This is a genomic window from Cellulosimicrobium funkei (genome assembly GCF_900155925.1).
GTDB lineage: Bacteria > Actinomycetota > Actinomycetes > Actinomycetales > Cellulomonadaceae > Cellulosimicrobium > Cellulosimicrobium funkei.
The window spans coordinates 108,103-127,093 of the sequence record NZ_FTMI01000007.1 but is presented as its reverse complement, the minus strand read 5'-3'; the positions used below and the strand labels follow the sequence as shown (position 1 = coordinate 127,093).

Here is an 18,991-nt window from a genome sequence, read left to right as displayed (position 1 = left end):
GTCCCACCGGCGGGCTACAGGTCCTCGTCGCCGTGCTGCTCGTCGTCGTCGATCACCGGCACGACGACGATCCGGTCGCCGCCGCCCGTCTGCGCGACGCCGCCCGTCTCCGGGAGCCGCGCGTCGCGCACGGCCTGCACGACCCGCCGGATGCGCTCGGCCTCCTTGGCGGGGTCGAGGAACGCGGCGGCGGACCAGACCTGCGCGACCGTCCAGCCGATGCGCTCGAGCCGCTCGGCGACCTGCCGGTCGCGCACGCGGACGCTGCGCTCGGCGACGTAGGCCGCGTCGTCGGTGAGCACGGCGACGAGGAGCTCGCCGGGCAGGTCCGGGTGGCCGACGACGAGCGGGATGCGGTCGCCGTCGCCGATGCCGTAGTCGGTCTCGACGACGAGCCCCGCGCGCCAGAGCCGCTCGGCGAGGTCCAGGACGAGCCGGTCGGGGCTGCCGCCGAGGTCGACGCCGTTGCCCAGCGTGACCTGGTCGGCGGCGCCGCTGCGCTGCTCGGCCAGGTCGAGCACCTCGGCGAGCAGCCGGGCGCCCGCGCCGCGCAGGCGCTCGGGGTCGAGGTCGCCCGCCGTGAAGCACGAGACGACGTGGAGACGCCGGCGCGTCGCCCCGACGGCGTCGAGCAGCATGGCCTCGGCGCCCGGGGTGTTGAGGATGCCGAACCGGTGCAGCACGCGGCCGTGCGGCGTCTTCCCGAAGCCGACGGACAGCACGATCGTGTCGCGCACGAGCCCGGCGACGCCGGAGACGTCCGCGACGACGACCGGTTCCGCGCGGGCGCCGGAGAAGAACCCGGCGAGCGCCGGGTTCTGCCGGACCTCGACGAGGAGCGCGTCGCGGATGCGGTCGGCGTGCAGGGGCGTGACGGTGACGATCGCGAGGGACTCGTCCGGCCGGGTGAGCGCGTGCTCGATCGCGACCTCGACGACGCGGTCGACCTCGGCCTGCGTGCTCTCGACCGCGCCGGACGCCGTGTCGGGCATCCCGGCGCCGTCGACGACGTCGAGCTGGACGAGGACCTCCGCGCGCGGCAGCGGCGACGGGCGCAGGACGCCCGCGTAGCCGTGCTCGGCGAGGAACGTGGTGACGAACGGGTCGCGTCGCGAGCCGTCGGCGAGCAGCGCGACCGTCGGCAGGAGCTCGGCGAGCTCGCGCACGGTGTCCGTGGACGCCGCCCGCGGGTCGCCGACGGCGACGACCTGACGCCCGCGCGCGAGCGCCGACAGCACGAGCTCGACGGGCGTGTGCTCGATGGCGTCGAGCACCACGAGGTCGACGGTGCGGGTCGCCGGCACGAGGTGCGGGACGAGCGTCGGGGTGGCGACGAGCACGGGGCGCAGCCGGCGCAGCACGGCGGGGTGCTGCTCCGCCGTCTCGCGCAGGCTCACGAGCCGCCCCTCGAGCAGCTCGGTGAAGAGGGCCTCCGCCTCGTCGCGGTGCTCACGCATCGCGGTCCCGAGGTGGTCGCGGACCGCCGCCCGGACGGGCGCCGCGAGGGACGCGACGTGCGCGCGGTCGAGCTCGCGGAACCGGCGCGCGAGCGCGTCGAGGCCCGCGCCGTCCTGCCCGGCGAGCGCCTGGTCCTGCGCGAGGATCTGCTCGAACACCGAGCTCCACCAGGCGAGCTCCAGCTCGGGGCCCACCTCGTCGGGCTCGACGCGGCGTGCCGCGAGGTCGGTGAGGAGCTCGCCGAGGCCGAGATCGGTGAGCCGGTGCTGGATCGCGGTCCGCGCCGGGAGCGCGTCGAGCGCGGCGGCGTCCTCGGCGAGCGCGTCGAGGCGGGCGGCGAGCGCGTCGAGCGGCGTGTCGAGCAGCCCGCCGCCCGCGGGCGTGCCCGCGAGCACCGGCTCGAGCTCCTCGGCGTCGATGCGGACGGCCTCGTGCGTGTCCTCGATGGCCGACAGCCCCTCCGGCAGCACGGGCCAGCCGCCACGGGGGCACTGCTCCTGCCAGACGGCGCGCTGCGCCTGGACCTCGACGAGCGCGGCGTGCAGGTCGGGCACGCGGACACCCGGCCGCACCATGTCGCGCGCCTGACGGCGCAGCCGGCGACGCGCGAACCAGCCCATCTCGATCCCGTGCTGCTCGCGCCACTGCTTCGTCGCGGTCGCCTCCACCATGTCCTGCGCGGTGCGCTCGAAGATGAGCGGCTGGAACACGTCGAGCGTGCCCCGCATCCCGCCGAGCATGGTGAGCTGGTCGCCCCACTGGCGGAGCGTCGTCGCGGTCGTGAGCCCGGTGCGCTCCGCGACCTGCTCGACCTGCGCGCGCAGCTGCGGGAGCGTGTGGGCACGCAGCCGCTCCACGCGCACGAGGGCGTCGTGCGCCTCCTGCGGCGTGGTGAGCGCCGCGCCGTACCAGGGGGTCGACGTCGCGCGCGCCGTGAAGGCGCCGAGCATCGCGGCCTCGCGCAGCTCTGCGGCGACCCGCTCGCGCTGCGGCCCGACGGCGAGCACGACCTCGGTCGTGAGCCGCACCCGCGTGTCCGGCGCCGGGCGCTCGGCGGTGAGCCGCGCGAGAGCCTGGAGCGCGTCGTACGCCGACACGCCCCACGGGTCGCGCACGAGGTGCAGCGCCTCGATGTACCCCGCGAGCCGGGCGCGCGCGCCGAGCAGGGCGTCGCGTGTGCGCACGAGGTCGTCGTCCTCGACCGGCTCCGGCTCGGTCGCCATCGCGGCGAGCAACCGGTGGGAGGCGGTCTCGCGCCACGTCGGCTCGGGGGCCACGTCGAGCGCGAGCCCGTCGAGGCCCAGCGCGTCGAGACGGGCCAGGAGCGCGTCGGCGGCGCGGCGGTGGCCGGGCACGTAGAGGACGTGGCGTCCCGACGCCGCGGCCTCGGCGACGACGGCGGCGAGCGTGCCCGCGACGTCGGACCCGGTGGGGGCGTCGACGAACAGGTGCGAGCCGGTCGCGAGGACGTCGACGACGTGCCGCTGGGACGGGTCGAGGTCGCCCGCGCCGCGCTCGAGCACGGGGTCGGCGTCGCCGACGCGCGGTGCGGGAAGGTCGGCCCGCAGCGCGGCGGCGGACCGCTCGTCCCCGGCGAGCGCCGCGACGACCTCGTGCCGCTCGAGCGCGGGCGCGAGCTCGTCGAGGTCGTCGACCAGCACCTGGCCCGGGTGCACGAACGTCCCGACGAGCACCCGGTGGGTGAGGTCGAAGTCGTCGAGGACCGCCTGCCCGAGGGCCGCGATCCGCCGGGTCGCGTCGCCCGGGTCGAAGCCCGCGCCGGTGAACGTGGACCGTGCCAGCGTCACGGGGTCGAGCAGGGCGCCGTGCGCCCGGAGGGTGCGCGCGAGGAGCGGGTTGATCTCGGCGGTGGGCTCGAGCGTGAGCTCGTAGTCCGTCTCGCCGTCGCCCCGGGGCGTGACGGTGAGCGGGCGCAGCAGGACGGGAGCGCGCACCGTCCGGGGCGCGGGCTCCTCCTCGGGGCCTGGCACGCCGTCGGAGGGGTCGCCGGGGCGCACGAGCGGCGCGTCCGCGGCGTCGGGGGCCGTCACCGTGGGCTCGACGTCCGCCGGGCCGCTCGCGTCGCCGTCGGCCGGCACCACCGTGGGCGCGCGGCCGGCGACGCGGGCGAGCGCCGCGACGTCGTCCTCGGCGAGGGGCGCCGTCGGGCTTTGGGTCCAGGTCGCCACGCCGATCGCGAGGTACGTCGGGGCGACGCCGTAGCGCTGCGCGTGCTCGGCGGCCCGGACGACGACGGCGCGCGCCCGCCGGCGGGCGGCGGGCAGGGAGCCCCCCTCCCGGAAGAGGTTGGACAACCGGGTCGGCCGCCCCGCGAAGAGCTGGGCGATGCCGGACGGGTGCGCGGCGGTGAGGTCGACGACGGCGTCGCCGAGGAGGGAGACGTCGGCGAGCGACGAGCCTCCGGCGAGCTCGACGAGCCCGGCGCGCCAGCGGGCGACCGCCTCCTCGACGAGGTCGGACGTCGTCGGCTCGGGCACGAGCACGGGGCGCGACGACGTCACGTCGCCGGCCTCGGCGTCGGGCTGGTCGGTCCCGCCGGGAGGGGTGGAGGGCAGCCGAGCAGGATCGGCCACGCTCCGGGCGGCTGAGCTGGTGCGGGCTGCGGCATTCACCCTCTGACGCTAACCGTCCGCCCCGTGCCGCTCGACGCGGCGCGCCGGGGAGGACGCGACCCGCTGCGCCGCACGGCGCCGGGCGACGACCGCACCCGGGCGCGGGTTGCAGCGAGAACGACGAACGGCCCCGGATCACGAGAATTCGCGTTCCGAGGCCGTCGTTTTCGAGCAATTCCGAGATGTTCTCCCGGAGAAGTGTGAAACAGCGCGCACCGCGCAGGGGGCAGGCGATGCGCGCTGTCGAGAACTATCTTGCACGGCGCGCAGCCCAGGCGTCAACACGGCCCGGGCGCTGGACGCACGACCACCCGGCGAGCCGCACAAACGCCTGAGAACGACCTGGACGGGCGTCCACGAGGAGGCGCGGCATTCCGCGGATCCCGGGCCACCGGGCCGCCGTCTCGGCGTGTGGTGCGTATCACATCACGCCCTGCCGGGCGGCCACCGCACGGTCACGACGACCCTCGGCAGGATACGGCCCTCCCCCGCCGTCCGGCGCGCAGGAGCGCCCTGCGACGCGGCGGGTGCGGCGTCCGGCGCCCTGACCGGCGGCGTCACAGGATCTTCCCGGTTCCTCTGAGGGCCGGGCACGGCCCCCGTGAGCGAGGTCCACACGGACGTCCTACCGTGGAAGGACGCCCGTGGCCCGACGCCGGTCCCTGGCGCGCGGCCGTCACGGCCGGTGGCGGCGGGCGGACCAGCCCGCCGACGACCGGAAACCAGCACCACGTGACCACGCCCTCCGAGAACCCCCGCCTCGACCGCGACGCCCCGCGCGTCCCGCGCGACGAGCCCGGCCCCGACGCCGGACACCCCGCGGGACGCACCACCGCGGAGCCGGCTCCCGAGAAGGAGCGTGAGGCCCCGGCCCGCCTCTCGCTCACCCAGGTCGTCGCGAGCGCGCTCGCCGCGGTGAGCACCACCGTGCTCCTGTCCTACTTCGGGACCGCCGGGACGATCATCGGCGCCGGCATCGCCAGCGCGCTGACCGTCGTCGCGAACTACGTCTACACACGCTCGATCCAGAAGACGCGCGAGCAGCTCGTGCCCGTCGTCGGCAAGGTCGTGCAGGCCACCGCGGGCACGGGCACCACGCGTACCCGCACCACCACGGCGGTCGCGTCGGTGCCCCGCGGGGCCGTCGAGCCCGACGCGCGGGCGGACACCGTCGAGACGGCGGTGGCCACCGCCGTCGGCTCGGCAGGGGCCGACGGCGAGGCGGCCGGGACGGCCGGGGCGGACGACTCCGAGGGTGGCCAGAACCGCTGGCTGCGGCTGATCGACCGGTACGGGCGCGGCCGCGTGCTCACCGTGACGGCGCTCGCGCTGTTCGTCGCCGTGATGGGCGTGGTCCTCGTCGTCGAGCTCGTCCTCGGCAAGCCCCTCGCGGACGCCGTCCGCGGCGTCGAGGGGTCGGGCACGACGATCAGCCACCAGCGGACCCCGAGCACCGAGGACCCGACGACGCCGGCGCCCAGCACACCCTCGCAGGACCCCGCGACCGTCCCGACGCCGGGCCCGAGCCCGTCGCCGTCGACCACGCCGTCCGACGAGCCGTCCACGACGCCCGCGCCCACCCCGGAGCCGACCGTGGACCCCACCCCCGACCCGACGACGCCGGAACAACCCGCCCCGACGCCCTCGCCGGGCCCGGGCGAGGGGGCCGGAGGCGCCGGGGGCACCGGGGGCGGTACCGAGTCCGAGGCGGAGACGGGCACGGGCGGCGGGAGCACCGGGACCGCTCCGACGCCGTCGACGCCGGGCAGCGCGCCCGCCCCGACGCCCGCGTCGGCCTAGCCGGACACGGGCGACCCGAGCGCGTCCCCGCGCGAGAGAGCCCCGCGCTCCCGTCCGGGAGCGCGGGGCTCTTCTCGTCTGCGGCGCTTACCGCAGGATCGCGTCGACGCGCTCGGCGCAGTCCCCGCCGGCGCGCCCCGCCTCGTCGACGACGACGGAGGCGAGCTCGCGCAGGCGGACGTTCTTGTCGTTCGAGACCTGCTTGAGGCGGGCGAACGCCTGGTCCGCGCTCACGCCGTGCGTGGCGATGAGGATGCCCTTCGCCTGCTCGATCGGGCCGCGGCCCTCGGCGGCCGCGGTGATGTCACGGCGGGCACGCTCCTGCGCGCGCCCCGCCACCGTCGCCGTGATGTCGACGAAGTAGCCGAGCAGCTCGACGACCTCGCCGGACTCGCGGTCGCGGCGCCCCTGCCCCACGAGGACGACGTACCGCTCGACGCCGTGGGCGTCCATGATGCGGTGCACGCTCGAGAACGGCTCACCCGTGGTCGCGGCGCGGTCGAGGACCGCCCGCACGTGCTCACGGTCGTCGGGGTGCTTGTGCGCCAGGACGAGCTCGGTGGTCGGCACCACGTCGCCCGGCTCGAACCCGTGGACCCGGTACGTCTCAGACGACCACCACCAGGTGCCGGTACCCAGGTCGAGGCGATACTGGCCGATCTTCTGACCCGCCCCGCGGGTCAACGAATGGTCAATGGCATGGTCGTCCACGGACATGTCGTGCTCCGTCTTCTCCAGAGGATGAGGAGCCAGGTCCAGACTCAACCCTTCGACCGTACTCCCGAACCGGAGAAGGCGACAGGTGGCGAGCACGGGGAGACGGTTCTTAGGGTGTCCTTGCGGCCGAGGTGCCGCAGGGGGCACCGGTCCGTGAAGAAGCCCGCAGCCGGTGCACCTCTGGCCGAGCGGCGCTCGAGCCGGGCAGGGCGGAGGCCGTCACGCGACTCGGGGTCCGGCGCCGGGGCCCGGGCGCACGCGACCGGGCCCCGACCTCGCGGCCCGGACCCGGTGCTGCTGCGGAAGTCCCGCGTCTACTGCTGGCCCAGGTGCTCGTCAGCCCGCTCGGCGCCCTTGTCGATCTGGTCGTCGTGCTTGCCGCCGGTCGCCTTCGACGCCGCGTCGCCACCCTTGTCCAGCGCGGCGTCGGACGCCTTCTCGCCCTTGTCGCTGTCGAGCGCGTCGGACGCCTTGCCCTTCAGGTCGTCGATCCCCACGATGTCACCTCCGTCCGTCGGCCCGGTCGGGCCGAGACCGCCATCGTGTCCACCGGACGCTCCCGGTCGCACCCTGGCAGGCCCGGCCCCGGACCGGCCGTGCGTTACGGCGTGACGATCGGAAAGTTCGGGTCGAACTCGTCGAGGACCGACGCGTAGGCGTCGAGCACGGAGGTGTCGCCGTCGAGCGTCACCTGCCCGGCGTCCGCGAGCTTCGCCGCCGCCGCGGGCTGCAGCAGCACGGCCGCGACGAGCGGCTTCGGCGCGCGGACCGTGAGGGGTGCGCCGTCGGACGCGCCGGGGCGGGCGTTGAGGACGCCGTCGCGCACGCGCACGTTCCACGTCTCGTCCCGGTCGGTGAACTCCACGTCGAACCGGACGTCGACCTCGGCCGCCTTCTCCCCGACCACGTGCACGGCGGCGTAGTCGAGGAGGATGTCGATCGGCATGCCCGCGACCGTGTCCGGGCTCGCCGTCGCGAACCGCGCGGCGAGGATGCCCTCGCGGAGCTCACGGGCCGCGGTGAGGAACACCCCCCGCCACTGCGGGCCCTCGGCCTGGTAGCCCATCTGCTCGTAGGCGTCGGCCTGGAGGTTCTTGGCCTCCACGTCGTCCGGGTCCGCGAAGACGAGGTGGTGCAGCACGTGCGCGGCCCACCGGTAGTCGCCGGCCTCGACGGCGCGACGCCCCTCGGCGAGGATCGCGTCGCGCCCGAACGCGGCGACGTAGCGCGTCGCGGTGTCGACGGGCGGGTGCGGGTGCAGCGACACGGGGTCGCCGTCCCACATGCCGAGCTCCTTGGTGAAGACGGCGCGGACGTCGTGGTGGAGCGTCCCGTGGTAGCCGCGGTTGTACCACTTGCGGCGCAGGACCTCGGGCAGCTCGACGACCTCTGCCGCCTCGAGCGGCGTGTACCCCTTGTTCGCCAGGCGCAGCGCCTGGTCGTGGATGTACTTGTACGTGTCGCGCTGCGACTCGAGGAACGCGACGACCTCCGCGTTGCCCCACACCGGCCACGTGTGCGGGCCGTAGTGCACCTCGACCTCGTCGCCCCACCGCACGAGCGTCTCGTCGAGGTAGCGCGCGAAGTTCCGGGCGTCGCGCGTGCGCGCCCCGCGCAGCGTCTGGATGTTGTGCAGCGAGTGGTTCGCGTTCTCCGCGCACGTGAGCGCCTTGAGCTCCGGGATCCAGATGTGCATCTCCTCCGGCGCCTCGGTGTCCGGGGCGTAGAGGAACTCGAACGTCAGGCCCGCGATGTGCCGCGACTGGCCCGTCTCGGTGATCGGGTCCGTGGGCGAGATGTAGGAGACCGTGGGTCCGTCCGCCGTGCCCGACCCGATGCCCGAGCTGACGAACTGCCGCGGGTCGCGGTCCAGCAGGCTCCCGAACGCGTACGACGCGCGGCGGCTCATCGCGTTGCCCGCGACGACGTTCTCGCCGATCGCGTACTTGTCGAACGACGCGATCGTGCCCGGAGCGATGATCGGCACCTTCCCCGAGGCGACGTCCGCCTCGTCCACCACGCCCTTGACGCCGCCGTAGTGGTCGATGTGGGTGTGCGTGTAGATCACGGCGACGACCGGCAGGTCGACCACGTGCTCGCGGAACACCGCCATCCCCGTCCGGGCGAACTCGACCGACGACGCGCAGTCGACCACGATCAGGCCCTCGTCGCCGACGACGATCGTCAGGTTCGCGATGTCCGCGTTGCGGAACTGGTAGATGCGGTCGACCACCCGGTACAGGCCCGCGCGGTGGATGACCTTCGCCTGGCGCCACAGGCTCGGGTTCACCGTGTCCGGGTTCTCGGACGCGGCGTCGTCGAGGAACGCCACGGCGGTGGTGTCGTAGCTGACACGGCCGTCGTCGAGGAGGATCTTCCCGCCGGGGACGTCCGCGAGGTGCCCACGCCGGGCGGTCTCGAAGTCCTCGACGTCGTCGAGCGCGTACAGGGCGCGCGCGTCGCGGTTGGCGGTGGCGGTGGTGGGGGTGGCGTCCTTCGGCGTGTACGGCACGGTGGCTCCCTCGGCAGGCAGCTGACGCGGTCGCGGGAGCGGTGGTCTGGGCGTCGCGCCGCCACGGCGACGCTGCCCGCGGGACGGGAGAACCGCAACCGGAAGTCCCGGGCCGACGGCGGACACCCGTCCGTCCTACCCTGAACGGGTGATCCAGGCGACGGACGAGGGGCCCTTCTTCCACGGGACGAAGGCCGACCTGCAGGCGGTCGACCTGCTGACCGCAGGGTTCCGGTCGAACTACCGGCCCGAGATCGTCATGAACCACGTCTACTTCACCGCGCTCGTCGGCGGCGCCGCGCTGGCCGCCGAGCTGGCGGCCGGGGACGCCGCACCGCGCGTCTACGAGGTCGAGCCGACCGGCCCGTTCGAGGACGACCCGAACGTCACCGACAAGAAGTTCCCGGGCAACCCCACGCGGTCCTACCGGAGCAGCGCGCCCCTGCGGGTGGTCCGCGAGGTCGCCGAGTGGCCGCGGCTCAGCCCCGAGGAGCTCGCGAGCTGGCGCGCGCGCCTCGCGGCCCTGCGGACCGAGGAGCGCGGCGAGATCATCAACTGACCGCGCGGGGTCAGTCCCTGCGCCGGTGCCGAGCCTCGCCGTCGTGCCGCGCACGCCGGCCGTGGTCGTGCGGAGGCCTGGAAGGCCGAGGTGGCGCCATGACGCTGACCAGTCCGCTCTCCATTCCACGCCTGGGACTGCTCCGTCCCGCTCGCCCTTGCTGTTCAGAACTAGTTCTGAAATCACGGCGGCATGAGTACCTCCACTGTCGAGCAGCGCGTGAAGTTCTCCGACCTGTCGCGCGACAGCAAGGCCGTCGCCGCGGCAGCCGACCGCGGCCCGGTGACCATCACGCGCCGCGACGGCGACGAGCTCGTCCTCATGCGCAAGGCCGAGGCCGACGCAGACCGCGCCGGGCTCGCCCTGGCCGCGCAGATCGTCGCTGTCGCCGTCTCGGACTGGCCCAGCTCCTTCGCGGCCCGTCTTCACGAGCCGTTCCCGTGGATGATCTTCCTCTCGGACGCCGAGCAGGAGGCGTTCGCCGACGAGCTCGTCCGTACCGCTCGCGCGTGCGCATCCGTTGCGCAGTTCGAACCGCTGTCGACGGTCATCCATGCGTGGATGTCGACGGCGCAGGCCAAGGCAGCCGGCTGGGACCGTACCGAATACGTGTGGCTCGACGAGCAGGTCGAGGTCGAGCGCCCCGACGGCGGCGAGTGATCGTGCCCAAGGACGTTCAGGTCGAGCGGCCGACGAAACGCACCGAGCACCGACTGGACTTCGCCACCCATCAGGCGCAGAAGGGCTGGCGCGACCTTCGCGCCACCAAGCTCAACGCACTGGCCGATGCCTGGGACGCCCTGACGCGCGACCCGGTCCGCAACGACCCGACCTGCCACCCGCTGAAGGGCAACCGGGCGCCCCGGGCACGGTCCACGTGCTCGACGTGCACACGCACCACCCGAACGCCACGAAGTGACCGCACCGCCATGCGCACCGGGTCTCGGTGCGGGGAGCGCCAGACTCGCTGGACTCTGGACGGCGGTCCTGCTCGGTGCGCCTGGCCAGATTCGAACTGGCGACACCCGCTTTAGGAGAGCGGTGCTCTATCCCCTGAGCTACAGGCGCGTGGCCCCGGGTCAGGGCCGCAGCACAGCCTAGCCGTCACGAGCGCCCGGACGCGAAGCGCACCGGCGGCCCCGGCTCCGGGGACGCGCGAGGATGGGTCGATGTCCGCTCACGTCCCGGCCCAGCCCGTCCCGCCGACCCCTGACTCCCGCACGACCCCGCCCCGCCGGATCGTCCTCGACTGCGACCCCGGCCACGACGACGCGATCGCGATGCTCCTCGCGCACGGGAGCCCCGCCGTCGACCTGGTCGCGGTGACGACGGTCGCCGGGAACCAGACGCTCGAGAAGGTGACGCGGAACGCGCTCGCCGTCGCGGAGCTCGCCGGGATCGACGTCCCGGTCGCCGCCGGGTGCGACCGTCCGCTCGTCCGGCCCCGGATCGTCGCGCCGGACATCCACGGCGACTCGGGCATGGACGGGCCGGTGCTGCCCGCCCCGCGCCGCGCAGTCGACGAGCGGCACGCGGTGGACCTCATCATCGAGACGGTCCTGGCGGCCGAGCCGGGCGAGATCACGCTCGTCCCGACGGGCCCGCTGACGAACGTCGCGATGGCCGCGCGCAAGGAGCCGCGGATCGTGCCGCGCGTCCGCGAGGTCGTCCTCATGGGCGGCGGGTACCACGTGGGCAACCGGACGCCGGTCGCGGAGTTCAACGTCCTCGCGGACCCGGAGGCGGCGCACGTCGTGCTCACCGAGGCGTGGCCGGTGACGATGGTGGGTCTCGACCTCACGCACCAGGCCGTCGCGACGGCGGACGTGCGCGACGGGATCGCCGCGCTCGGCACCGCCCCGGCCCGGTTCGTCGGCGAGCTGCTGGACTTCTACGGCGCGACGTACCGCACGGCGCAGGGCTTCCCCTCCCCGCCCGTGCACGACCCGTGCGCGGTCGCGTACGTCGTCGACCCGTCGGTGATGACGACGCGCCGCGCGCCGCTGGACGTCGAGCTGCACGGCGGGCTGACGACCGGTATGACAGTCGCCGACCTGCGCGGCGACGAGCCCGGCCCCGAGGAGTGCCGCACGCAGGTCGCGGTCACCCTCGACCACGGCCGGTTCTGGGACCTCGTGCTCGACTCCCTGCGCCGCGTCGGCGACGCCGCCTGACCGCTGGGTGCGTGAATTCGTCGCGCTCGGACCGTGCGAGCGCGACGAATTCACGCACTCAGTGAGGGGGGGCGGGTGTGGGTGACGACGCGGTAGCGCAGTCCGGTGGACGACGTCGCCCAGTCACCCGCGTGCACGGACCACCCGGCGGGGACCTCGGGGGCGAACGTGTCGCCGTCGACGACGGCGTCGATCTCGGTGACCACGCACCGGTCCGCCTCGTCGACGGTCGCGGCGTAGAGCTGGGCACCGCCCATGACCCACACCTCGTCGGAGCTGCTGGTCCGGGCCGCGCTGCGGGCGGCCGCGAGCGCCGCGTCGACCGACCCTGCCACGCGCACGGGCGCGCCGCCGTCGCCCTCGGGGCGGCCGCCGTCGGGCACCCACGACTCCTGGCGCGTGACGACGACGTTGAGGCGCCCCGGCAGGGGCCGGAACCGGGGCGGGAGCGAGTCCCACGTGCGGCGGCCCATGACCACGGGGTGGCCCGACGTGACGCGCCGGAAGTGCGCGAGGTCCTCGGGCAGGTGCCACGGCATGGTGCCGCCCGCGCCGATGACGGGCGTCCCGGCGGCGTCGCGCGCCTGGGCCCAGATCAGTCCGAGCATCAGACCGCGATCGGCGCCTTGATCGTCGGGTGGTGCTGGTACCCGACGACCTCGATGTCCTCGTACTCGTAGGCGTCGATCGAGTCGCGGGGCGCGAGGTGCAGCGTCGGGTACGGGTACGGCTCGCGCGTGAGCTGCTCGCGCACCTGCTCGACGTGGTTGTCGTAGATGTGCACGTCGCCGCCGGTCCACACGAAGTCGCCGACCTCGAGGCCGGTCTGCGCGGCGACCATGTGGACGAGCAGCGCGTACGACGCGATGTTGAACGGCACCCCGAGGAAGAGGTCGGCCGAGCGCTGGTAGAGCTGGCACGAGAGGCGGCCGTCGGCCACGTAGAACTGGAAGAACGCGTGGCACGGCGGCAGCGCCATGTCCTCGATCTCCCCGACGTTCCACGCGGAGACGATGTGCCGCCGCGAGTCGGGGTTCGCCCTGATCTGCTCGATCACCTGCGCGACCTGGTCGACGTGGCGGCCGTCCGGCGTCGGCCACGAGCGCCACTGGACGCCGTAGACGGGGCCGAGCTCGCCGTCGGCGTCGGCCCACTCGTCCCAGATGCGCACGCCGCGCTCCTGGAGCCAGCGCACGTTCGAGTCGCCGCGCAGGAACCACAGCAGCTCGTACGCGACGGACTTGAGGTGCACGCGCTTGGTCGTGATCAGGGGGAAGCCCTGCGACAGGTCGAAGCGGAGCTGGCGGCCGAACACGCTGCGCGTGCCCGTCCCCGTGCGGTCGCCCTTGGGCGTCCCGTGCGCCAGGACGTCGCGCAGGAGGTCCTCGTACGGGGTGGGCACGGGCCCGGGCGCGCTGCCCGACGTCGCGGGCTCGGCGGTGCGCACGGGTGCGGTCGGAACGTCGGTTGCGTCGAGGGCCACGCCCGCCAGTCTAGGCACCGCTCCGGCCCGGCGGCCGGTGACGCTCGGCACGCGGGCGGGAATCGCGCGCGGCCGCCGCACGTTCCCCGGAGGGCGGACGCCCCGACGCCGCGACCCGACGAGTGCGAGGATTCACGCATGACGACGCAGCCTGCCGAGAACACCCTGAGCGCCGCCGACGAGGCCGCGCACGACGTCCCCGCGCCGTCGCCCGCCCCGGCCGACGCGCTGTGGGTCGAGCGCACGGGTACCCGCACGTACACGGGCCGGTCGGCGCGCGGCGCCGAGGTCTCGATCGGCCCGGCGAGCGAGGGTGCGGTGTTCACGCCCGGCGAGCTGCTGAAGATCGCCCTCGCGGCGTGCGCGGGCATGAGCACGGACCGCACGTTCGCCCGCCGCCTCGGCGACGACTACGCCGTGACGATCCACGTCCAGGGCGACAAGCTCCTCGAGGAGGAGCGGTACCCGAAGATCACGGGCACGTACGACATCGACCTCACGTCGCTCGACGACGACGCGCGCGACCGGCTCGTCACCGTCGCCGCGCGAGCGATCGACAAGGCGTGCACGGTAGGACGGACGGTCAAGGCCGGCGCCGAGGTCGAGTACCTGTTCCAGCCGGAGGGTGCCGGCCGCGAGGTCGAGACCCAGGACTGACCGCGGGAAGACGGGAGGCGCCATGGCGTACCAGCAGGACCCCTCGAGAAGCCCCGTGCCGCGCGGCGGCGTGCCCGAGTACGGGACCCCGCCCCCGGACGCCGGGCGCAGGGACCTCTCGACGCAGGACGCGGTCGAGTGGTCCGCCTACCGGCCGACGCCGCTGCTCGACGCCGCGCTCGACAAGGCGGTGACGATCCCGTCGCACGTCATCCGGGCGCACGTCGACTCGGTGCGCCGGCGCAACCCCGAGGCCAGCCCCGCGCAGATCGTCCGGATCCTCGAGCGCGAGTACCTGCTCGTCATCCAGACGGCGGGCGGCGCCGTCGGCGCGGCGGCCGCCTTCCCCGCGGTCGGGACGGGCGTCGGGATCGCGCTGACGTCGAGCGACGTCGCGACGTTCTTCGCCTCCTCGGCCGCGTTCGCGCTCGCGGTGGCGGACGTGCACGGCATCGCGGTGGACGACGTGGGCCGCCGTCGGGCGCTCCTGCTCGCGACCGTTCTCGGCGAGAAGGGCGCGCGCGACGTCGAGCGCGCGACCCAGGGGTCGGGCCTCGCGTGGGGCAAGGTGCTCCTGACGAGCATGCCCGCCGGGACGCTCGTCAAGGTCAACAAGGCGCTCGGCAACCGGTTCCTGCGCACCCAGCTCGCGAAGCAGTCCGGCCTCGCGCTCGGCCGGCTCGTGCCGTTCGGCGTCGGCGCCGTCGTGGGCGTGGCGGGGGCGCGGGCGCTCGGGCACGGCGTGATCGCCCAGTCGCGGCGCGCGTTCGGGCCGCCGCCGTCGGTGTTCGGCCGGCTCCTCGAGGTCGTGGAGTCGCCCGTGCAGGACGCGCCGCCGCGGCTCGTCCCCGTCCCCGAGGACGCGGAGCCGCGCCGCCGTCGTCGGCTGCTGCCGGGACGGGGGCGGCGCGACCGCTCCCCCGCCCGCGACGCCGAGTGACGACCCGGGGCGTGCGGCGCGTCGCCGTCGCGCGCGAGCTCGACGTCGACGCATCCGTAGCGTTCGCGTGGGTCGCGGACCCGCGGACCCACCCGCGGTTCATCCCGCTCACCGTGATGACGACCCCGGCGGGCCGGGGCCCCGAGGTGGGCGACCGGTTCACCATGGTGAGCGGCCCGCTCGTCCGACGCACGGGCCGCGGCTTCCCGGACCGCATGGTCGTCGAGTCGCTCGACCGCCCGTCCGTGGCGGCGGGCCGCCCGGGCAGCACGCGGATCCGCAAGCTGGGCCCGGCGCTGCTCGGCGACGCGGGCTTCGAGGTCGTGCCGCTCGGCACGGGCCGCTGCCGGGTCGTGTGGTGGGAGGAGGCGTACCTCGCCGGACCCGTCCCCCGCGGCGTCACGGCGGCCCTCGTGGGGGTCGCGCTGCGCGTCATGATGCACGTCTCGCTGCGCCGCCTCGACGCGCGCCTGCGCGCCCGCCGGTAGCCACGAGCGGCCTGGCTGCCGGGCCGCGCCCCGCGGACGGACGGACCCGGGGCCCCACGGGACCGAACAGTCGGTACCGCGCGACCCCGGGTCCGGGGTGGTGGGTTCAGGCCGTCGGCCCGTCCTCCACCGGGGCGTCCTCCACCGGGCTGCCCGACGGCGCACGGTCGCCCGCGGCGGTCGTCGGGGCACCCGGCGCCGTGCCGGGCGAGGCGTCGGGGACGGCCGGGCCCGCGAGGATCAGGTAGAGCTCGCGACGCGTGCGCTCGAGGAGCTCCGCGGCCGCCGTCGTCTGCTCGTCGGTGCCGGTGCGGGCGACCTGGTGGACCGCCGCGGCCACGGCCTCGACGCCTGCGCGCAGCTCGCGCCGCGGGCGGCCGCCGCGACCGGCGGCGTCGGCGAACGGGTCGCCCAGCTCGTCGGCGTGCTCCGCGACGTACGCGGTGCCCGCCTCGGTGAGCGTCGCGAGGCGGCGCCCGCCGTCGGCTGAGAGCTCGACGAGCCCCTCGTCCTGGAGCAGGTTCAGGGCCGGGTAGACCGCGCCCGGGCTCGGGCGCCACTGGCCCTCGCTGCGCTCCGCGATCTCCTGGATGACCTGGTACCCGTGCATGGGCTGCTCGGCGAGGAGCAGCAGGACGGCGGCGCGGACGTCGCCGCGGCCGGCGCGCCCGGGGCCGCGACCGCGGCCCCCGTGCCGACGACCGCCGTGACCCGGACCGAAGCCGGGCCCGCCTGGGCCGAACCCGGGGCCTCCCGGGCCGAACCCGCGACGGTCGTCGGCCGGACCGCCGGGGCCGAAGCCCCGGCCGCCGTCGGCCGGTCCGCCGAACCCGCGTCCCCCACCGCGACGGGCTCCGCCGCGGCCACGGGGGCCGTCGCCGCGGAACCAGGCCGCGTCGTCGGGCACGGGCGGGAAGCCGTCACGACGACGGCGGTCCGGGCGCGGCCCGGGTCGCTCGCCGAACGGCTGGGACATGTTCTGGACGTTCTCCGGGGTCCTGCCCCGGTGCTGGTGTGCGTGGTGCATGAGAGGTGTCTCCTGTACGTGGATGTTCGAGGGCTCCGGGTGGTCCGCGGAGCGTGGCGGGCCGGTCCGGCCGCGCGGTCGTCGCGAGCCGCGTCTCGGGCTCAGCGATATGGTAACGATATATCGATAGAATATCGCTGTCAACACCCTCGTCGCTCGCGCGCCGTCCCAGGACGCGCACACCTCACGGACGTACGCTGACTTCCAGCAGCCAACCGGCAGCCCACCAGCAGCACCGGACGCATCCCCCGTCCGGCACCCACCCGGGCCGCACCACCCCGGCGGCCCGGCTCCCGCGAGGAGGCGGCGATGCGCCCAGGCCAGCCCCGGCACTACCTGATGTGCCGGCCGACGTACTTCACCGTCAGCTACGAGATCAACCCCTGGATGGACCGGCGCACACCGGTCGACACCGCGCTCGCGGTCGCGCAGTGGGAACGCCTGCGCGACACCTTCCGCGACCTCGGCCACACCGTCGAGACGATCGACCCCGTCCCCGGCCTGCCGGACATGGTCTACGCGGCCAACGGCGCGACCGTCGTCGACGGCCTCGTCTACTCCGCGCGCTTCGCCCACCCCGAGCGCGGGCCCGAGGGACCCGCCTACCTCAAGTGGTTCGCCGACCACGGGTACGTCACCCACCTGGCGGAGCACGTCAACGAGGGCGAGGGCGACCTGCTGCTGGCCGGCGACGTCGTGCTCGCCGGCACTGGCTTCCGCACCGAGCGCGCCGCGCACGCCGAGGCCGCGGCCCTGTGGGGCCGGGAGGTCGTGACGCTCGAGCTCGTGGACCCGCGGTTCTACCACCTGGACACGGCGCTCACCGTGCTGCGCGGCAACGAGGGCACCGTCGGCACCCGCGGGGCCAGCGACGCCGCGCACCCCGACGACACCACCCACCCCGCGCTCACCGGCCCGCCGGCCGTCGACGTCGCCTACCTGCCCGCCGCGTTCTCCCCCGCCGCGCAGGAGGTGCTGCGCGAGCGCTACCCCGACGCGCTCCTCGCGACCGAGGAGGACGCCGCCGTGCTCGGCCTCAACGCGGTGAGCGACGGGACGCACGTCGTGCACTCGCCGCGTGCGGGCCGGCTCGCCGCGGCGCTGCGCGAGCGCGGCTACGAGACGGTCGCGGCGGACACGTCGGAGCTCCTGCGCGGCGGCGGCGGGGCCAAGTGCTGCACGCTCGAGATCCGCGAGCCCGCCGTCCACGCCCCGGCACCGACCGGGAGCGCGTCGTGACCGCCCAGGAGGTCCGCGCGTCGGACGGCGGCACGAGCGCGAGCAGCGCCACCGGCCCGCTCGACGGCGACCGGCCCGCTGACGGCACCGGCGGTGGCGCGCTCGCGCACAACTACCACCCGCTGCCCGTCACGGTCGCGAGCGCCGAGGGGTCGTGGGTCACCGACGTGACCGGTCGCCGCTACCTCGACCTCCTCGCGGGGTACTCGGCGCTCAACTTCGGGCACCGGCACCCCGCGCTCGTCGACGCCGCCACGCGCCAGCTCGGCCGCGTCACGCTCACGTCGCGCGCGTTCGACCACGACCTCCTGCACCCGTTCGCCGAGGCGCTCGCGGCGCTCGTCGGGCCGCTCACCACGGGCGGGGCCGACTCCCTCGTCCTCCCGATGAACACGGGCGCGGAGGCCGTCGAGACCGCGATCAAGACGGCGCGCAAGTGGGGCTACGACGTCAAGGGCGTGCCCCCGGGCGAGGCGACGGTCGTCGTCGGCTCCGGGAACTTCCACGGCCGGACGACGACGATCGTGTCGTTCTCCGACGACGCCGACGCCCGGCGCGGGTTCGACCCGTACACGCCGGGGTTCCGCCTCGTGCCGTACGCCGACGCCGACGCCGTCGCCGCCGCGATCGACGACACGACCGTCGCCGTGCTCCTGGAGCCGGTGCAGGGCGAGTCGGGCGTCGTCGTGCCGCCCGACGACTACTGGCCGCGCCTGCGCGCGATCACGACCGCGCGGGACGTGCTCCTCGTGGCCGACGAGATCCAGTCCGGCCTCGGGCGCGCCGGGGCGACGCTCGCGACCGAGACGTGGGGCGTGCGACCCGACCTCGTGACCCTCGGCAAGGCGCTCGGCGGCGGGATCGTGCCGGTCTCGGCCGTCGTCGGCCGGCGCGACGTGCTCGAGGTGCTCACGCCCGGGACGCACGGCAGCACGTTCGGCGGCAACCCGCTCGCGTGCGCGGTCGGGCTCGCGGTCGTCGATCTGCTGCGCACGGGCGAGCCGCAGCGACGCGCGCGCGAGCTCGGCGCCGGGTTCCAGGACCGGCTCACCGGGCTCGTCGACGCGGGCCTGCTCGACGGCGTCCGCGGCCTCGGCCTGTGGGCGGGCCTCGACCTCGACCCGGCGCGCGGGACGGGCCGCGACCTGTGCGAGGCGCTGCTCGCGCGCGGAGTCCTCGCCAAGGACACGCACGGCTCGACCATCCGCCTCGCTCCCCCGCTCACCATCGCGGCCGAGGACCTCGAGACCGGGCTGTCCGCCCTGGAGGACGCCCTGACGGACCTTGCGCGGGGTCGGTAGAGT

The 18,991-nt window shown here is 75.2% G+C and carries 16 protein-coding genes and 1 tRNA gene; 9 read left to right on the top strand and 8 right to left on the bottom strand.

Features of this window, described 5'->3' with window-relative positions; all coding sequences use genetic code 11:
- Window positions 1-14: 14 nt before the first annotated feature.
- Window positions 15-4,052, bottom strand: coding sequence for a PDDEXK-like endonuclease domain-containing protein (locus tag BXA05_RS16790; protein WP_244550497.1), 4,038 nt, complete (start codon window positions 4,050-4,052; stop codon window positions 15-17).
- Window positions 4,053-4,823: 771 nt separating this feature from the next.
- Between BXA05_RS16790 and BXA05_RS16785 the strand changes: the two genes are divergently transcribed.
- Window positions 4,824-5,891 (top strand): hypothetical protein, encoded by a 1,068-nt coding sequence (locus BXA05_RS16785; RefSeq protein ID WP_076406231.1) that lies wholly within the window; start codon window positions 4,824-4,826, stop codon window positions 5,889-5,891.
- A gap of 87 nt (window positions 5,892-5,978) precedes the next feature.
- Here the strand turns inward: BXA05_RS16785 and BXA05_RS16780 are convergent, their stop codons facing one another.
- The 3 genes from BXA05_RS16780 to BXA05_RS16770 all read right to left on the bottom strand — a co-directional run bounded on the left by BXA05_RS16780 (window position 5,979) and on the right by BXA05_RS16770 (window position 9,120).
- Window positions 5,979-6,608 (bottom strand): PAS and ANTAR domain-containing protein, encoded by a 630-nt coding sequence (locus BXA05_RS16780; RefSeq protein ID WP_076406229.1) that lies wholly within the window; start codon window positions 6,606-6,608, stop codon window positions 5,979-5,981.
- A 314-nt stretch (window positions 6,609-6,922) separates the two neighbouring features.
- Complete coding sequence (locus BXA05_RS16775) at window positions 6,923-7,105, bottom strand: antitoxin (RefSeq protein ID WP_076406227.1); 183 nt, start codon at window positions 7,103-7,105, stop codon at window positions 6,923-6,925.
- Window positions 7,106-7,209: 104 nt separating this feature from the next.
- Window positions 7,210-9,120: an alkyl/aryl-sulfatase gene (locus BXA05_RS16770; RefSeq protein ID WP_076406225.1), complete on the bottom strand. Its 1,911-nt coding sequence runs from the start codon at window positions 9,118-9,120 to the stop codon at window positions 7,210-7,212.
- Window positions 9,121-9,268: 148 nt separating this feature from the next.
- Between BXA05_RS16770 and arr the strand changes: the two genes are divergently transcribed.
- Together arr and BXA05_RS16760 are read left to right on the top strand one after the other, a co-directional pair.
- Entirely contained in the window at window positions 9,269-9,679 is a 411-nt protein-coding gene (gene arr, locus BXA05_RS16765; RefSeq protein ID WP_076406223.1) for an NAD(+)--rifampin ADP-ribosyltransferase, read from the top strand.
- Between the two features lie 192 nt (window positions 9,680-9,871).
- A complete protein-coding gene (locus tag BXA05_RS16760) occupies window positions 9,872-10,339 on the top strand; it encodes a hypothetical protein (protein ID WP_076406221.1) in 468 nt (155 codons plus the stop codon).
- A gap of 335 nt (window positions 10,340-10,674) precedes the next feature.
- On the opposite strand, the gene BXA05_RS16750 is transcribed toward BXA05_RS16760, so the two are convergent.
- A tRNA-Arg gene (locus BXA05_RS16750) sits at window positions 10,675-10,747 on the bottom strand.
- A 101-nt stretch (window positions 10,748-10,848) separates the two neighbouring features.
- On the opposite strand from BXA05_RS16750, the gene uriH reads away from it, so the two are divergent.
- Window positions 10,849-11,853 carry a uridine-preferring nucleoside hydrolase UriH gene (uriH, locus tag BXA05_RS16745; protein WP_083711980.1) on the top strand — a complete coding sequence of 335 codons (1,005 nt, stop codon included), beginning with the start codon at window positions 10,849-10,851 and terminating at the stop codon, window positions 11,851-11,853.
- A 50-nt stretch (window positions 11,854-11,903) separates the two neighbouring features.
- Here the strand turns inward: uriH and BXA05_RS16740 are convergent, their stop codons facing one another.
- Together BXA05_RS16740 and BXA05_RS16735 are read right to left on the bottom strand one after the other, a co-directional pair.
- Window positions 11,904-12,461 (bottom strand): dihydrofolate reductase, encoded by a 558-nt coding sequence (locus tag BXA05_RS16740; protein ID WP_170963190.1) that lies wholly within the window; start codon window positions 12,459-12,461, stop codon window positions 11,904-11,906.
- Entirely contained in the window at window positions 12,461-13,255 is a 795-nt protein-coding gene (locus BXA05_RS16735; RefSeq protein ID WP_143311198.1) for a thymidylate synthase, read from the bottom strand. Before BXA05_RS16735 ends, BXA05_RS16740 begins: the two co-directional genes overlap by 1 nt.
- A 219-nt stretch (window positions 13,256-13,474) precedes the next feature.
- Here BXA05_RS16735 and BXA05_RS16730 point away from each other — a divergent pair, with 219 nt between their 5' ends.
- Genes BXA05_RS16730 through BXA05_RS16720 form a run of 3 tightly spaced genes read left to right on the top strand, consistent with a single transcriptional unit; the run spans window position 13,475 to window position 15,421 of the window.
- Window positions 13,475-13,993 carry an OsmC family protein gene (locus BXA05_RS16730; RefSeq protein WP_081895945.1) on the top strand — a complete coding sequence of 173 codons (519 nt, stop codon included), beginning with the start codon at window positions 13,475-13,477 and terminating at the stop codon, window positions 13,991-13,993.
- Window positions 13,994-14,015: 22 nt separating this feature from the next.
- Window positions 14,016-14,933 (top strand): hypothetical protein, encoded by a 918-nt coding sequence (locus tag BXA05_RS16725; protein WP_241005809.1) that lies wholly within the window; start codon window positions 14,016-14,018, stop codon window positions 14,931-14,933.
- An 11-nt stretch (window positions 14,934-14,944) separates the two neighbouring features.
- Window positions 14,945-15,421, top strand: a complete 477-nt coding sequence (locus BXA05_RS16720; RefSeq protein WP_143311186.1) for an SRPBCC family protein — start codon at window positions 14,945-14,947, stop codon at window positions 15,419-15,421.
- Window positions 15,422-15,527: 106 nt separating this feature from the next.
- On the opposite strand, the gene BXA05_RS16715 is transcribed toward BXA05_RS16720, so the two are convergent.
- Window positions 15,528-16,448, bottom strand: a complete 921-nt coding sequence (locus BXA05_RS16715; RefSeq protein ID WP_076406215.1) for a PadR family transcriptional regulator — start codon at window positions 16,446-16,448, stop codon at window positions 15,528-15,530.
- 243 nt (window positions 16,449-16,691) lie between these two features.
- Here BXA05_RS16715 and ddaH point away from each other — a divergent pair, with 243 nt between their 5' ends.
- Both ddaH and rocD read left to right on the top strand, forming a co-directional pair.
- The gene (gene ddaH, locus BXA05_RS16710; protein ID WP_338077373.1) at window positions 16,692-17,687 is read left to right on the top strand and encodes a dimethylargininase; all 996 of its coding nucleotides are present in this window, start codon (window positions 16,692-16,694) and stop codon (window positions 17,685-17,687) included.
- Window positions 17,684-18,988: an ornithine--oxo-acid transaminase gene (gene rocD / locus BXA05_RS16705; protein WP_083711979.1), complete on the top strand. Its 1,305-nt coding sequence runs from the start codon at window positions 17,684-17,686 to the stop codon at window positions 18,986-18,988. The genes ddaH and rocD overlap by 4 nt, the downstream gene beginning before the upstream one ends.
- Window positions 18,989-18,991 lie beyond the last annotated feature (3 nt).

Coding starts and splice junctions, on each gene's coding strand:
- BXA05_RS16715 (WP_076406215.1), bottom strand. CDS start 16,448: ATGCACCACGCACACCAGCACCGGGGCAGGACCCCGGAGAACGTCCAG.
- uriH (WP_083711980.1), top strand. CDS start 10,849: ATGTCCGCTCACGTCCCGGCCCAGCCCGTCCCGCCGACCCCTGACTCC.
- BXA05_RS16730 (WP_081895945.1), top strand. CDS start 13,475: ATGACGACGCAGCCTGCCGAGAACACCCTGAGCGCCGCCGACGAGGCC.
- BXA05_RS16725 (WP_241005809.1), top strand. CDS start 14,016: ATGGCGTACCAGCAGGACCCCTCGAGAAGCCCCGTGCCGCGCGGCGGC.
- BXA05_RS16760 (WP_076406221.1), top strand. CDS start 9,872: ATGAGTACCTCCACTGTCGAGCAGCGCGTGAAGTTCTCCGACCTGTCG.
- BXA05_RS16780 (WP_076406229.1), bottom strand. CDS start 6,608: ATGTCCGTGGACGACCATGCCATTGACCATTCGTTGACCCGCGGGGCG.
- BXA05_RS16740 (WP_170963190.1), bottom strand. CDS start 12,461: ATGCTCGGACTGATCTGGGCCCAGGCGCGCGACGCCGCCGGGACGCCC.